Source organism: Kitasatospora sp. NPDC088742 (assembly GCF_055584905.1).
Map to the genome: position 1 here is coordinate 39,676 of NZ_JBVJLD010000061.1, position 13,327 is coordinate 53,002.

Genomic DNA, 13,327 nt, shown 5'->3' on the forward strand with positions numbered 1-13,327 from the left:
CGGGGTGAGCGAAGATGGAGCGGTGACCGAATCCTCCCGCCCGCTGCCCCGCCCGCCCCGGCTGATCGCCACCGATCTGGACGGCACGCTGCTCTGCCCGGGCGGGGTGGTCTCGGAGCGGACCGCCGCCGTGCTGGCCGCGGCCGAGCGGGCCGGGGTGCAGGTGGTCTTCGTGACCGGCCGTCCGCCGCGGTGGATGGAGCAGGTCAGCCCGCACATCGGCGGTCACGGGGTGGCCATCTGCTCCAACGGCGGGGCGGTGGTGGACGTGCACCGCGGCGAGCTGCTGCGGAGCTTCCCGCTGGCGCCGGCCGACACCCTGCGGGTGGTCGAGCTGCTCCGCGCCGAACTGCCGGGCAGCGCCTTCGCCTTCGAGTTCCCCGGCGGCTTCGCCCGGGAGCCGGAGTACTCGCTCTTCATGTGGGACTCGCAGAACGAGCACCCCGTCGCCCCGGCCGAGCAGCTGCTGGCCGAGGGCCGGGTGGACGGGCTGTTCAAGGTGCTGGTCAAGCACCCCGAGCTGGATCCGGACGTCTTCCTGGACAAGGCCCGGGCGGTGGCCGGCCGGTACGCCGAGATCACCCGCTCCGCCCCGGTGGCGCTGCTGGAGATCAGCGCGCTCGGGGTCACCAAGGCCACCACACTGGCCGGTTGGTGCGCCGAGCAGGGCATCGACCGCAGCGAGGTGGTGGCCTTCGGCGACATGCCGAACGACCTGGAGATGCTGGCCTGGGCCGGCCGCTCCTACGCGGTGGCCAACGCCCACCCGGACGTGCTGGCCTCGGTCGCCGAGCACACCCTCAGCAACGAGGAGGACGGCGTGGCCCGGGTGGTGGAGGAGCTGCTGGGACTGCGCCCGTGAGCTGACCGCGCGTCAGAGCCGGGCCGTCCAGCGGACCCTGGTGCCCCGGGTGTCCGGGCCCGGCTCGTGCCAGGCGTCGCCGCCGAGCACCTCGGCCCGCCGGGTGAGGTTCTTCAGCCCGCTGCGACGGCCGCCGTCCGGGATGCCCACCCCGTCGTCGGTGACGGTGAGCAGGACGCCGGGCCAGCCGGGCCGGTCCGCCAGGTCCGGGTCGCCGGAGAGCGGGTGGCCCTCGGCGTCCAGGTGGACGGTGGCGTCGAGCTCCACGCCGACCCGGGAGGCCCGGGCGTGCCGGGCCGCGTTGGAGAGCATCTCGCGCAGCGCGGCCAGCAGTTGACGGCCCGTCTTCTCGCCGACCAGGCTCTCCACCGGGCCGGTGAAGGTCACCGAGGGCTTGAAGCCGAGCGCGGCGGCGGCCTGGCTGCCCTCCCGGAGCACCCGGGTCCGCAGGTTGTCGGGCTCGTCGCCGTGGTCGTCGTGCTGGAGCGCGTAGATGGTGGTGCGCACCTCCTGGATGGTGGCGTCCAGCTCGTCCACGGCCTTGCCGATGCCGACCTTGACCTCCGGCACCAGGGCCCGCCGGGCGGCGCCCTCCAGCATCATCCCGGTGGCGAACAGCCGCTGGATGACCAGGTCGTGGAGGTCCCGGGCGATCCGGTCGCGGTCCTGGAAGACCGCCAGCCGCTGCTGGTCGCGCTGGCCCTCGGCCAGCCGCAGGGCCAGCGCGGACTGCGAGGCGAAGGCCTCGGCCAGCTGCTTCTCGGACTCGGTGAACGGCGGTGCCCCGGCGCTGCGCCAGACCGAGAGGCCGCCGAGCACCCGGCCGGCCGCGATCATCGGCACCGCCATCGAGGCCCCGAAGGAGCGGGCCAGCCGGAGCACCACGGTCGGGTCGGTGGACATGTCGTCGAGGTGGACGCTCTCGCCGCGCAGCAGCTCGGCGGCGAAGCTGCTGGGCGGCAGCAGCTCGCCCTGGACGAACTCGGCCTTCTCGCCGGAGGCGTGGGCCACCCGCATCTGACCGTCGCCGGTCGGCAGCAGGATCATCCCGAGGGCGGCGTCGGCCAGTTCGCGGACCTGCTCGGCGGCGACGGTGAGGGCGACCTGGGCCCGGTCGGTGGAGAGCAGCGCGGTGGTGACGGCCGAGGCGCCGGCGATCCAGCGCTCCCGGCGGCGGCCCTCCTCGTACAGCCGGGAGTTCTCGATCGCGACGCCCGCCGCGGCCGCCAGGGCGTGCACCACCTGGGCGTCCTCGGGGGTGAAGGCGCCGGTGGTCGACTTCTTCTCGGTCAGGTAGAGGTTCCCGAACACCTCGCCGCGGACCCGGATCGGCTCGCCGATGAAGGACTTCATCGGCGGGTGGTGCGGCGGGAAGCCGACCGAGCGCGGGTCGGCCGAGAGGTCGGCCAGCCGGAGCGACTCGGGCTGCTCGATCAGCGCGCCCAGGATGCCGCGCCCGGTGGGGAGTTCACCGATCTCGGCGGCCGCCTCGTCGTCGATGCCGACGTGGATGAAGTCGGAGAGACCGTCGTTGTGCGGGGAGACCACGCCGAGGGCGGCGTACTTGGCGTCCACCAGCTCGGCGGCGGCGCCGGCGATCCGCTGCAGGGTGGCGTGCAGGTCGAGCCCGGCCCCGACCGAGACCACCGCCTCCAGCAGGCGCTGCATCCGGTCGGTGACGGCGGCGGCCGACTGGAGACGTTCGGAGACCTCGGTGACCAGGGTGTCCAGACCGAGCGAGGCGATCTCGGGCACGCGGTGCGCGGTGGGGTCGGTGGCCTGGTCCGGAGTCTCCATGGGTTGAGCCTAGTTTGTGATGGTTTGTAGGGGGGTGTGCGAGCGCTCGTGGCGGGTCTCGGGAATCCGGCCGGGCGCACCGTCGGCCAGCTGCTCCCGCTGCCACATGGCGGTCAGCCGCCCGGCCGGATCGGCCGTCAGCTCCCGCCAGCCACCGCGCTCGACGACCCGGCCGCCGTCCAGCACCAGGATCTCGTCCACCTCCTCCAGCCCGGCCAGCCGGTGGGTGATCAGCAGGGTGGCCCGGTCGCCGGTGGCGGCCAGCAGGTCGGCGGTGAGCGCGTCGGCGGTCGGCAGGTCGAGGTGCTCGGCGGGCTCGTCCAGCACCAGCACCGGGAACCCGGCGAGCAGTGCCCGGGCCAGCGCGAGGCGCTGCCGCTGGCCGCCGGAGAGCCGGGCGCCGTGCTCGCCGACCATGGTGTCCAGGCCGTCGGGGAGGCCCTCGGTCCAGTCCAGCAGCCGGGCCTCGGCGAGGGCGCCGCGCAGCTCGGCGTCGGTGGCGCCGGGGCGGGCCAGCCGGAGGTTCTCGCGCAGCGAGCTGTCGAAGAGGTGGGCGTCCTGGGCGCAGAGGCCGATCGAACGGCGGACCAGGTCGGAGTCCATCCGCCGAGTGTCCACAGGCTGTGGACAGTGCAGCTCGATCCGCCCGGCGGCCGGCTCCAGGAAGCGCAGCAGGGCCAGCGCCAGGGTGGTCTTGCCGGAGCCGGACGGGCCGACCACCGCCACCCGGCGGCCGGGGGCCAGGTCGAGGTCGACGCCGTCGAGAGCGGCCTCGGCGCGGCCGGGCCAACGGACCGTCAGGCCGCGGACCGTCACCCGGGAGCCCGGCTGCTCCGGCACCACCGGGTCGGCGGGCTCGGCCACCGGCGGTTCGGCGGCCAGCAGCTCGTCCAGCCGGGCGGCGGCGCCCCGGCTGCGGGCCCGGGCCTGGACGGCCGACGGCATGCCCGAGACGGCCTCGAAGGCGGCCAGCGGGGTGAGCACCACCAGGGCCAGGCAGACACCGGCCAGCGCCCCGGTGGAGACCGCGTGCACGCCGAGGGCGGCGGCCGCCGCCACGGTCAGACCGGTCACGGCGGCGATCAGACCGCCGCCCAGCGCGAGCGCGGCGGCCGAACGGGCGGCCAGCGCGGTCAGCCGCCGGTCCGCCTCGCGGGCCGCCGCCAGCCGGGCCGGCAGCGCACCGGCCACGGTGAGCTCGGCGGTACCGGTCAGGGTGTCCACCACGGCGGTGGCCAACTCGCCCCGGGCGGGCGCCTGCTGACGCTCCGACCGGGCCGAGAGCCGCGCCGACAGCGCCGGTATGGCCACCCCGGCCAACAGCAGGCCGAACGCCAGCAGCAGACCGGCGGCGGGGAGGAAGAGACCGAGACCGACCGAGGCGAACACCGAGACGGTGGCGGCCACCGCGGCCGGCAGGCGCCACCGGAGGTGGTGGTCCTGGACGGCGTCCACGTCGGCCACCAAACGGGAGAGCAGGTCCCCCCGCCGGAACGCCGGCAGACCGGTCGGGGCCAGCCGCTCCAGCCGGCGGTAGACGGTGGTCCGCACGGAGCCGAGGGCGCGGAGCACCGCGTCGTGCGAGACCAGCCGCTCGGCGTAGCGGAAGACCGAGCGCCCGATGCCGAAGGCCCGGACGGAGGTGACGGCCATCATCAGGTAGAGCACCGGCGGCATCTCGGACGCGTACGAGATCAGCCACCCGGAGGTGGCCATCAGCGCGACCGCACACCCGAGCGCGAGGCTGCCGAGCACGATGGCCAGGGTGAGCCGAGGCCGCACGGCGGCGGTCCGCCCGGGCTCCGGCTCGGCGGCACGCTCCACGGCGGGCCCCACGGCGGGCCCCACGACAGGCGAGGCGACCGGCGAGGCGACCGGCTCGGTTTCACGTGAAACAACGGCGCCCGCCGGGGCCTGAGCCGCCGTCAGGTGGTGGTGCCGGTCGGCGATGGCGAGCAGAGCGGGGCGGTGGGCGACGAACAGCACCGTCCGCCCGGTGCCGGTCAGCGCGGCCAGCCCGTCGACCACGGCCTGCTCGCCGGCCCCGTCCAGGTTGGCGGTGGGCTCGTCCAGCAGCAGCAGCGGACGGTCCGTCAGCAGGGCGCGGGCCAGCGCCAGCCGCTGCCGCTGCCCGGCCGAGAGCCCGGCGCCGGCTTCGCCGAGCACCAGCTCGGGAGTGGCGAAGTCGGAGGCGTACGCGGCCGCCAGGGCCGCCCGCAGCTGCTCGTCAGTGGCCTCGGGCCGGGCCAGCCGGAGGTTCTCGGCGACGGTGCCGGCGAACAGGTAGGGGTGCTGCGGCACCCAGGCGATCTGGGCGTGCCAGCTCGCCCGGTCCAGCTCGGACAGCTCCACTCCCCCGACCCGGACGGTGCCGCTGTCCGCCGGGACGAAGCCGAGCAGCGCGGCCAGCAGGGTGGACTTCCCGGCCCCGCTCGGCCCGGTGAGCGCGGTGACCGTCCCCGGCTCCAGCGTCAGCGAGACCGGCGCCAGGCGGTCGCCGACGGTCAGCCCGTCCACCGTGACCGCGGCGGTGCGCAGGTCGGGCGCGGGCCGGTCACCGGTCGGCGGCAGCGGGGTCTCCAGCACCTCGAAGACCTGGTCGGCCGCGCTCAGCCCCTCCACGCTGGAGTGGTAGAGCGCGCCGACCTGGCGGATCGGGAAGTACACCTCGGGGGCGAGCACCAGCACCAGAAGGCCGGTCTCCAGGCTCATCGAGCCGTTCACCAGCCGGAAGCCGATGCCGACCGCGACCAGGGCGACCGAGAGGGTGGCCAGCAGCTCCAGCGCGAAGGAGGAGACGAAGGCGATCCGCAGGGTCCGCAGGGTGGCCCGGCGGTAGTCGTCGGTGATCCGGCGGACGGTCTCGGCCTGGGCCTTGGCCCGGTTGAAGACCTTGAGGGTGGGCAGCCCGGCCACCACGTCGAGGAAGTGGTGGCCGAGCCGGGCCAGGCTGGTCCACTGACGGTCCATCCGGCTCTGGGTGGCCATCCCGATCAGCACCATGAAGAGCGGGATCAGCGGCAGGGTGCCGGCGATGATCGCGGCCGAGGTGAGGTCGGCGCCGAGGATCCGCAGCAGCACCACCCCGGGCACCACCACGGCCAGCGCCAACTGCGGGAGGTAGCGGGCGAAGTAGTCGTCCAGCGCGTCGATGCCCCGGGTGGCCAGGGTGGCCAGCTCACCGGTGCGCCGGGTGGAGAGGTGGGCCGGGCCGAGGGCGGTGGCGTGCTCCAGCAGCCGCCGCCGCAGGTCGGACTTGACCCGGGCGACCGAGCGGTGGGCGGTCAGTTCGGTGAGCCAGGCGACCAGCGCCCGGCCCAGCGCGGTGGCCGCCAGCAGGAGGAGCGGGCCGGTGAGCCCGTACTCCCCCCGCTGGAAGGCCCGCACCACGATCTCGGCGATCACGCCCGCCTGAGCCACCGTCAGGAGGGCTCCCGCCCCGCCGAGCAGCACCGATCCGGCCAGGAAGGCCCGGGTGGCCCGGGCCTCCCGGAGGAGTCGGGGATCGACGGGCCCTCTGCGGTCCTTCGGCATGGCTCGGCTCTCCAGGAGGGCGAAGGTTCAGTGCGCGGCGGGGATGTGCTGGGTGCCGATCCGCTTGCGGAACACCCAGTAGGTCCAGCCCTGGTAGAGCAGCACCAGCGGGGTGAAGACCGCCGCCACGACGGTCATCAGCTTCAGGGTGTACGGCGAGGAGGCCGCGTTCTCCACGGTGAGCGAGTACGCCGGGTCCAGGGTGGAGGGCATCACGTCCGGGAAGAGCACCAGGAAGAGCATCGCCACGGCCGCCGCGACGGTGACGCCGGAGAGCGCGAACGACCAGCCCTCGCGCCCGAGCCGGATCGCCGCCAGCGAGCCGACCAGGGCCAGCACCGCGAGCACCATGACGCCCAGGCTCCAGCCGTTGCCGCCCTCGGACTGGGTCCAGACCAGGAAGACCAGCGCCAGCACGGCGGTGAGCAGCCCGAGTTGGAGGGCGAGGGCACGGGCCCGGCCGCGGATGTCGCCGAGGGTCTTGAGCGAGGCGAAGACCGCGCCGTGGAAGGTGAAGAGCGCCAGGGTGACCAGGCCGCCGAGGATGGCGTAGGGGTTGAGCAGGTCCCAGAAGCCGCCGATGTAGTTCTTCTCGGCGTCGATGTCCACGCCCCGCACGATGTTGGCGAAGGCCACGCCCCAGAGGAAGGCCGGGATCAGCGAGGTCCAGAAGATGGCCTGTTCCCAGTTCCGCTGCCAGCGCTCGCCGTCCCGCTTGACCCGGTACTCGAAGGCCACGCCGCGCACGATCAGGCAGACCAGGATGATCAGCAGCGGCAGGTAGAAGCCGCTGAACAGGGTGGCGTACCAGTCGGGGAAGGCCGCGAAGGTGGCGCCGCCGGCGGTCAGCAGCCAGACCTCGTTGCCGTCCCAGACCGGGCCGATGGTGTTGATCAGGACCCGGCGCTCGGTCCGGTCCTTGGCCAGCAGCCCGGTCAGCACGCCGATGCCGAAGTCGAAGCCCTCGAGGAAGAAGTAGCCGATCCACAGCACGGCGATCAGCACGAACCAGACGTCGTGGAGTTGCATCCGAGATCCCCAGTCAGCGAATCAGTAGGCGAAGGCGAGCGGCTTGTCGGCGTCCTCGGGGTCCCCGCCGCGCAGCGTGGGGTCCTTGGCGGGCGGTTGCTCGCTGACCACCGGCCCGGCCTTGGCGTACTTGGCGAGCAGCTTCACCTCGATCACCGCGAGGATCGCGTAGAGCGTGGTGAAGGTGGTGAGCGCGACCACCTGCATGGTGACGCTGACGTTGGGGGAGACGGCGTCGGCGGTGGTCATCAGGCCGAAGACGGCCCAGGGCTGACGGCCCATCTCGGTGAAGATCCAGCCGAAGCTGTTGGCCAGCAGCGGGAAGCCCATGGTGAGGATGCCGATCCGCCAGCTCCACTTGGTGAAGAAGGTGCCCAGCTCCTTGTTCCTCCAGAGCATCAGGCGCGGCGGCTCCTCGTCCCCGGTCCGGTACGCCCGGTCCAGGAAGAACTTCTTCCGGGTGGTCCAGAGCCCGATCGCCGCGGCCACGAAGGAGGTCATCCCGAAGCCGATCATGAGGCGGAAGCCCCAGTAGGTGACGAAGATGTTCGGGATGTAGTCCTGGGGCTGCCCGCCGTACTTGGCGGCCTCACTGGCGGCGGTCTCGTTGATGCCGGGCACGGCCGAGGTGAAGTCGCTGTTGGCGAGGAAGGACAGTATGGCCGGGATCTCCAGCGCGACCTTGTTGTGGCCCTCGTTGACGTCGCCGACCGCGAAGATCGAGAACGGGGCGGGCGCCTCGGTGTCCCAGAGCGCCTCGGCCGAGGCCATCTTCATCGGCTGCTGACGGAACATCACCTTGGCCAGGCTGTCGCCGCTGAGCGCGGTGCCGAGGCCGGCGACCACCGCGACCACCAGGGCCAGCCGCAGCGAGGTGCGCATCACGGCGGTCTTCTTCGGGTCGTTCTCGCCGGTCCGCCTGGCCTTCCAGAGGTGGTACGAGGAGATGCCGACCATGAAGGCGGCGCCGGTCAGGAAGGCGGCGGTGAGGGTGTGCAGGACCACCACCACGGTGGTGTCCTGGAACAGCACCCGGGCGATGTCGGTGAGCTGGGCCTTCCCGGTCACCGGGTCGATCGCGTAGCCGACCGGGTGCTGCATCCAGGAGTTGGCGGCCAGGATGAAGTAGGCGGAGAGCACGGTGCCGAGGGCCACCATCCACATGCAGGCGCAGTGGATCTTCTTCGGCAGCTTGTCCCAGCCGAAGATCCACAGGCCGATGAAGGTGGACTCGAAGAAGAACGCGATCAGCGCCTCCATCGCCAGCGGGGCGCCGAACACGTCCCCGACGAAACGGGAGTAGTCCGACCAGTTCATCCCGAACTGGAACTCCTGGACGATGCCGGTGACCACGCCCATGGCGATGTTGATCAGGAAGAGCTTTCCCCAGAACTTGGTGGCGTGGAAGTACTTCTCCTTGCCGGTCCGCACCCAGGCGGTCTCCAGACCGGCCACCAGGGCGGCCAGACTGATCGTCAGCGGTACGAAGAGGAAGTGGTAGACGGTGGTCACACCGAACTGCCACCGCGCGACGGTCTCGTGAGCGACTGCTAGGTCCACTTCGCCTTCTTCCTGACCGATGCTCACATAACGGACAAAAAGCACTTTTACCAGGTCGTCCCAGGAAAACCGGCAAAGCTTGCCCGCTTGTGAACGTGAACACGTTCACAAGGTGAGTATCCCCGATCCTTACGGAGGTTCGAACACCGGGGGTACGTGGTCGGTGTCACACCGACGGGCGGGGCTGAGGGAGGGTCAGACGGCGGGCAGACAGAGGCGGAAGACCGAACCCTCGCCGGGCGCCGAGCTGACGGTCAGCTCGCCGCGGTGGGCCTGGGTGAGCGCGAAGGCGATGGCCAGGCCCAGCCCGGCTCCCCCGCCCTCCTGCCGGGTCCGGGAGGCGTCCACCCGGTAGAAGCGGTCGAAGATCCGCTCGGACTGATCGGTGGTCAGACCCGGTCCGGCGTCCGCCACTTCGAGCACGCAGCCGTCCTCCGTCCGGCCGACCCCGATCCGCACCGGAGTGCCCGGCGGGGTGTGCTTGGCGGCGTTGCCGACCAGGTTGGTCACCACCTGGCGCAGCCTGGCCTCGTCCCCGAGCACCGGGGCGGGGCGCGGGACCGTGCCGCCGCCCGGGCCGGTCAGGGTGACCGGGCGGCCCGGGTCCAGCGCGGTCAGGTCGTGCAGGGCGTCCGCCGCCAGGGTGCGCAGATCCATCGGCCCCAGGTCGAGCGGGCGCTCCTCGTCCAGCCGGGCCAGCGTCAGCAGGTCCTCGACCAGGGTGCCCAGCCGGACCGCCTCCGACTCGATCCGGTCCATCGCCCGGTCCACGTCCTCCAGCGCGCCCATCCGGTGCAGCTCGGCGAAGCCGCGGATGCCGGCCAGCGGGGTGCGCAGCTCGTGCGAGGCGTCCGCCACGAAGCTGCGCATCCGCGCCTCGGAACGGGCCCGGGCGGCGAAGGCCTCCTCCAGCTGGGCGAGCATGCTGTTGAGCGCGGCGGTCAACCGGGCCGCCTCGGTCCGGCCCGGGGGCTGGGCCATCCGGTGCGAGACGCCGCCCTCGGCGATCAGTTCGGCGTCCTGCTCGATCCGGCTGAGCGGCTTCAGCCCGGCCCGGACCGCGAACGCGCCGACCCCGGCGAGGGCCACCAGCACCACCGCGCCGATCGCCAGGAAGGCCGCCTCCAGCCGGTCGACGGTGTCCTCCACGTCGTCCAGCGCCATCGCGACCAGCACGTAGCGCGGGGTCTCGGCGGAGCCCGACGGGGTAGTGGCACCGGACGGCGAGGCGGACGCGGAGGCCTGCGCGGTCTTGCCGAGCGGCAGCACCAGCACCCGCCAACTCCCCTTCCCGCGCTGGGCGGGAGCGTCGAAGGCCCGCCCCACCGCCGGGCCGAGCCCGGTCACCCGGGGGCCGCTGACCTCCTCGCCCATCGGCACCTTGTTCTCGGACTGCACCCGCCCGTCCGTCTCCAGGTAGCGGAGCACGTACTGGCTGGGCAGCGCCAGGGCGACCCGGCGCTCGCCGAGCGGGCGGCCGCCGTCCAGTACCTTGTCCGGCGGCCGCCGGGAGACCTGCTCGCCGAACCGCTTGAGCTGCTGGTCGGCCCGGCCCACCAGGTTGCCCCGGACGGTGCCGAGCACGACGACGTCGCTGACGGCCAGTCCGGCGGCGGCCAGCAGCAGGACGAGCACCAGCAGACGGGTGCGGAGCGAGACCTTGGAGAGCACGGGCGGCGCGGCTACTGCGGGGGCCTGCGCAGGGCGTAGCCGATGCCGCGCACGGTGTGGATCAGCTTGGGGCCGTGCACCGCCGGGCCGGCGTCGAGCTTGCGGCGCAGGTAGGAGATGTACGACTCGACGATGGAGAGGTCGCCGCCGAAGTCGTAGGCCCAGACGTGGTCCAGGATCTGCGCCTTGGAGACCACCCGGCCCACGTTGGCCATCAGGTAGTGCAGCAGCTTGAACTCGGTGGGGGAGAGGCCGACGGGCTCCCCGCCCCGGGTCACCTCGTGGGCGGTCGGATCCAGCGTCAGGTCGGCGACGGTCAGCCGCCCGTCCTCGACCGGGCCGCCGGCCCGGCGCAGGATCGCCCGGATCCGGGCGATCAGCTCCTCCAGGCTGAACGGCTTGGTGACGTAGTCGTCCGCCCCCGCCGCCAGGCCGTGCACCTTGTCGGTGGTGCCGTCCTTGGCGGTCAGCAGCAGCACCGGCACGTGGTCGGCCGGCTGCGGCCACTGCGCCTGCTCGCGCAGCCGCTCCACCACCGTGAAGCCGTCCAGGTCCGGCAGCATCACGTCGAGCACCACCAGGTCGGGGCGCTCGGCCGCGACCGCGGCCAGCGCCTCCTCACCGGTGGCCGCCGACTCCACCCGGAAGCCGGAGAACCGCAGCGAAGCGGAGAGCAGCTCGCGGATGTTCGGCTCGTCGTCCACCACCAACAGGTACGCCTCGCCGCCGGTGGTCCCCGGCTGCCCCGTCGCCCTGGTCGCTGTCCCTTGCACGGTAGATCCGCCTCCCGGTCTGCCCTGTCCCCCGGTTGTCCTCCGATGGACGATAGCCCGGCGAGGCTACGCGCGTTTCATGAAGCGGGGATGAGCTTGCTCGCACCCGTACTCAACGGGTGCCCTGACCGCCTCCCGGGAAGCCCCCGCCGAAGCCTCCGGCACCTTCGGTGAGCTGGGTCGCGGCGTATCCGCCGCTGCCGTCCGGGGTGCCGACCACGGTGACGCTCTGGCCGGGCGTCAGGTCGGAGGCCTTGCCCTGCTTGGAGAGCTGGACCTTGGTGGCGTCGGTGGTGGAGACCTTGACGGTGTTCCCGTTGGCGTCGGTCAGGTAGACGGTGGTGCCGTCGACGGCCTTGACCGTGCCCCGGGTGAAGCCGCCCTGCCGGTTCTGTCCACCTTGAGCGTTCTGTCCGCTCTGGGCGTTCTGCCCGGGTTGCGCGTTCTGTCCGTTGGCCCGGCGGTTGGCACCGCCGAACCCGCCCTGGCCCTGGCCCTGGCCGGCCGCCGCGCGCGGGGCGTTCGAGCCGGTGGAGTCGCTCTTCTGGTACTGCACACCGCCGACGAAGCCCGCCGTGGCCAGGACCGCCCCGCCCAGCACCAGGGTCAGCCAGGGCAGCTTGCGCCGGGGCGGCGCGGCCAGCTCGGCGGCGATGTCCCGCGCGTCCGGCGGGGTGGCCAGCACGTCCTTGTCGTCCATCGGACTCGTACTCCTATTCATGGCGGAGGGCTTCGATCGGGCGCAGCCCGGCGGCCCGGTTGGCGGGGTAACTGCCGAAGAACAGCCCGATCGCGACGGCGATGCCGAAGGCGCCGAGCACCGATTCGGGGATCACCACGGGCGTGATCCCGACGATGGTGAAGCGGGCGCCGACCAGCCCGGCGACCACGCCGAGCCCGGCGCCGAGCACCGAGAGCAGGGTGGACTCGGTGAGGAACTGTCCGAGGATGGCCATCCGGGGCGCGCCCAGCGCCTTCCGGATGCCGATCTCCCTGGTCCGCTCGGTGACGGTCACCAGCATGATGTTGGTGATCCCGATCCCGCCGACCAGCAGCGAGATCGCGGCCACCGCGCCGAGCAGCACGGTGAAGGTCTTGGTGGTGGACTCCCGGGCGGTCAGCAGCGAGGCCTGGTTGGAGATCCGGAAGTCGGCCTTGGCCGGGTCGGCGATGGCGTGCGAGGAGAGCAGGGCCCGGCTCACCTCGGCCTGCGCCTCGGTGGTGGTCTCGGCCGAACTCGCCTGCACCAGGATCTGGTTGACGGAGCCGAAGCCGGTGAAGGCGTTCTGCACGGTCGGCAGCGGGGCGATCACCACGTCGTCCGGGTCGTTGAAGCCGGTGGAGCCCTTGGCCCTGAGCACGCCGGTCACCGTGAACGGGGTGCCGCCGACCACGATCCGCTTCCCCACCGGGTCCTCCCGGTCGAACAGCTGGGTCGCCGTGGTGGCCCCGATCACCGCCACCTTGCGGGAGTTGAGCACGTCGTCGTTGGAGAAGTAGTCGCCCTTCTCCACCTTCTGGTTGGCCGTCTCGAAGTACGCCGGGTAGGTGCCCACCACCGAACCGGGGGTGTGCGAGACGTTCCCGTACAGCGCGGCGGCCGAGGTGGTCACCACCGGCGCCACCGACTTGACCGCCCCGGCGCCCTGCTGGGCGATCGCCTTGGCGTCGTTCACCGTGAGCGGCTTGGCCGCCGTGGCGGAGCCGCGCAGGCTGGAGGAGCTGACGGTCAGTGAGTTGGTGCCGAGCGCGGTGATGGAGTTCTTCACCGCGACGGAGGAGCCGTTGCCCACCGCCAGCAGCAGGATCACCGCGGCCACGCCGATCAGCACGCCGAGCATGGTGAGCGCGGAGCGCACCTTGTTGGCCGCCAGCCCGCCGAACGCGAACCGCACCATCTGCCAGACGATCACACCGCCACCTCCTCGTGCTGCCGGACGTCCGAGACGACCGCCCCGTCCACCAGCCGGATCACCCGGCGGGCCCGGGCCGCCACCTCGTCCTCGTGGGTGATGATCACCACCGTGCGGCCCGACCGGTTGAGGCCCTCGATGATCCCGAGCACCTCCTCGGTGGAGCGGCTGTCCAGGTTCCCGGTCGG

The 13,327-nt window shown here is 72.8% G+C and carries 9 protein-coding genes and 1 pseudogene; 1 reads left to right on the plus strand and 9 read right to left on the minus strand.

Annotated elements, in window-relative coordinates; genetic code table 11:
- Positions 1-22 precede the first annotated feature (22 nt).
- Positions 23-862: an HAD family hydrolase gene (locus ACZ6ZR_RS33930; RefSeq protein ID WP_465649058.1), complete on the plus strand. Its 840-nt coding sequence runs from the start codon at positions 23-25 to the stop codon at positions 860-862.
- A 12-nt stretch (positions 863-874) separates the two neighbouring features.
- Here the strand turns inward: ACZ6ZR_RS33930 and ACZ6ZR_RS33935 are convergent, their stop codons facing one another.
- From ACZ6ZR_RS33935 to ACZ6ZR_RS33975, 9 genes and pseudogenes are all read right to left on the minus strand, one after another.
- Positions 875-2,659: a GAF domain-containing sensor histidine kinase gene (locus ACZ6ZR_RS33935; RefSeq protein WP_465649060.1), complete on the minus strand. Its 1,785-nt coding sequence runs from the start codon at positions 2,657-2,659 to the stop codon at positions 875-877.
- Between the two features lie 9 nt (positions 2,660-2,668).
- Positions 2,669-6,193, minus strand: a complete 3,525-nt coding sequence (cydD, locus tag ACZ6ZR_RS33940) for a thiol reductant ABC exporter subunit CydD (protein ID WP_465649062.1) — start codon at positions 6,191-6,193, stop codon at positions 2,669-2,671.
- Positions 6,194-6,220: 27 nt separating this feature from the next.
- Complete coding sequence (cydB, locus tag ACZ6ZR_RS33945) at positions 6,221-7,222, minus strand: cytochrome d ubiquinol oxidase subunit II (protein WP_465649064.1); 1,002 nt, start codon at positions 7,220-7,222, stop codon at positions 6,221-6,223.
- A gap of 21 nt (positions 7,223-7,243) precedes the next feature.
- On the minus strand, positions 7,244-8,782 hold the full coding sequence (locus ACZ6ZR_RS33950) for a cytochrome ubiquinol oxidase subunit I (RefSeq protein WP_465649066.1): 1,539 nt from the start codon (positions 8,780-8,782) through the stop codon (positions 7,244-7,246).
- A gap of 195 nt (positions 8,783-8,977) precedes the next feature.
- Positions 8,978-10,453, minus strand: coding sequence for a sensor histidine kinase (locus tag ACZ6ZR_RS33955; RefSeq protein WP_465649068.1), 1,476 nt, complete (start codon positions 10,451-10,453; stop codon positions 8,978-8,980).
- Between the two features lie 11 nt (positions 10,454-10,464).
- Positions 10,465-11,226, minus strand: a complete 762-nt coding sequence (locus ACZ6ZR_RS33960) for a response regulator transcription factor (protein ID WP_465649070.1) — start codon at positions 11,224-11,226, stop codon at positions 10,465-10,467.
- A 112-nt stretch (positions 11,227-11,338) separates the two neighbouring features.
- Positions 11,339-11,926, minus strand: a complete 588-nt coding sequence (locus ACZ6ZR_RS33965) for a hypothetical protein (RefSeq protein WP_465649072.1) — start codon at positions 11,924-11,926, stop codon at positions 11,339-11,341.
- 13 nt (positions 11,927-11,939) lie between these two features.
- Positions 11,940-13,139 carry an ABC transporter permease gene (locus ACZ6ZR_RS33970; RefSeq protein ID WP_465649074.1) on the minus strand — a complete coding sequence of 400 codons (1,200 nt, stop codon included), beginning with the start codon at positions 13,137-13,139 and terminating at the stop codon, positions 11,940-11,942.
- A pseudogene (locus ACZ6ZR_RS33975) lies at positions 13,136-13,327 on the minus strand (ABC transporter ATP-binding protein); the annotation flags it as partial. The gene ACZ6ZR_RS33970 and the pseudogene ACZ6ZR_RS33975, both read right to left, overlap by 4 nt.

Coding starts and splice junctions, on each gene's coding strand:
- cydD (WP_465649062.1), bottom strand. CDS start 6,193: ATGCCGAAGGACCGCAGAGGGCCCGTCGATCCCCGACTCCTCCGGGAG.
- cydB (WP_465649064.1), bottom strand. CDS start 7,222: ATGCAACTCCACGACGTCTGGTTCGTGCTGATCGCCGTGCTGTGGATC.
- ACZ6ZR_RS33935 (WP_465649060.1), bottom strand. CDS start 2,659: ATGGAGACTCCGGACCAGGCCACCGACCCCACCGCGCACCGCGTGCCC.
- ACZ6ZR_RS33965 (WP_465649072.1), bottom strand. CDS start 11,926: ATGGACGACAAGGACGTGCTGGCCACCCCGCCGGACGCGCGGGACATC.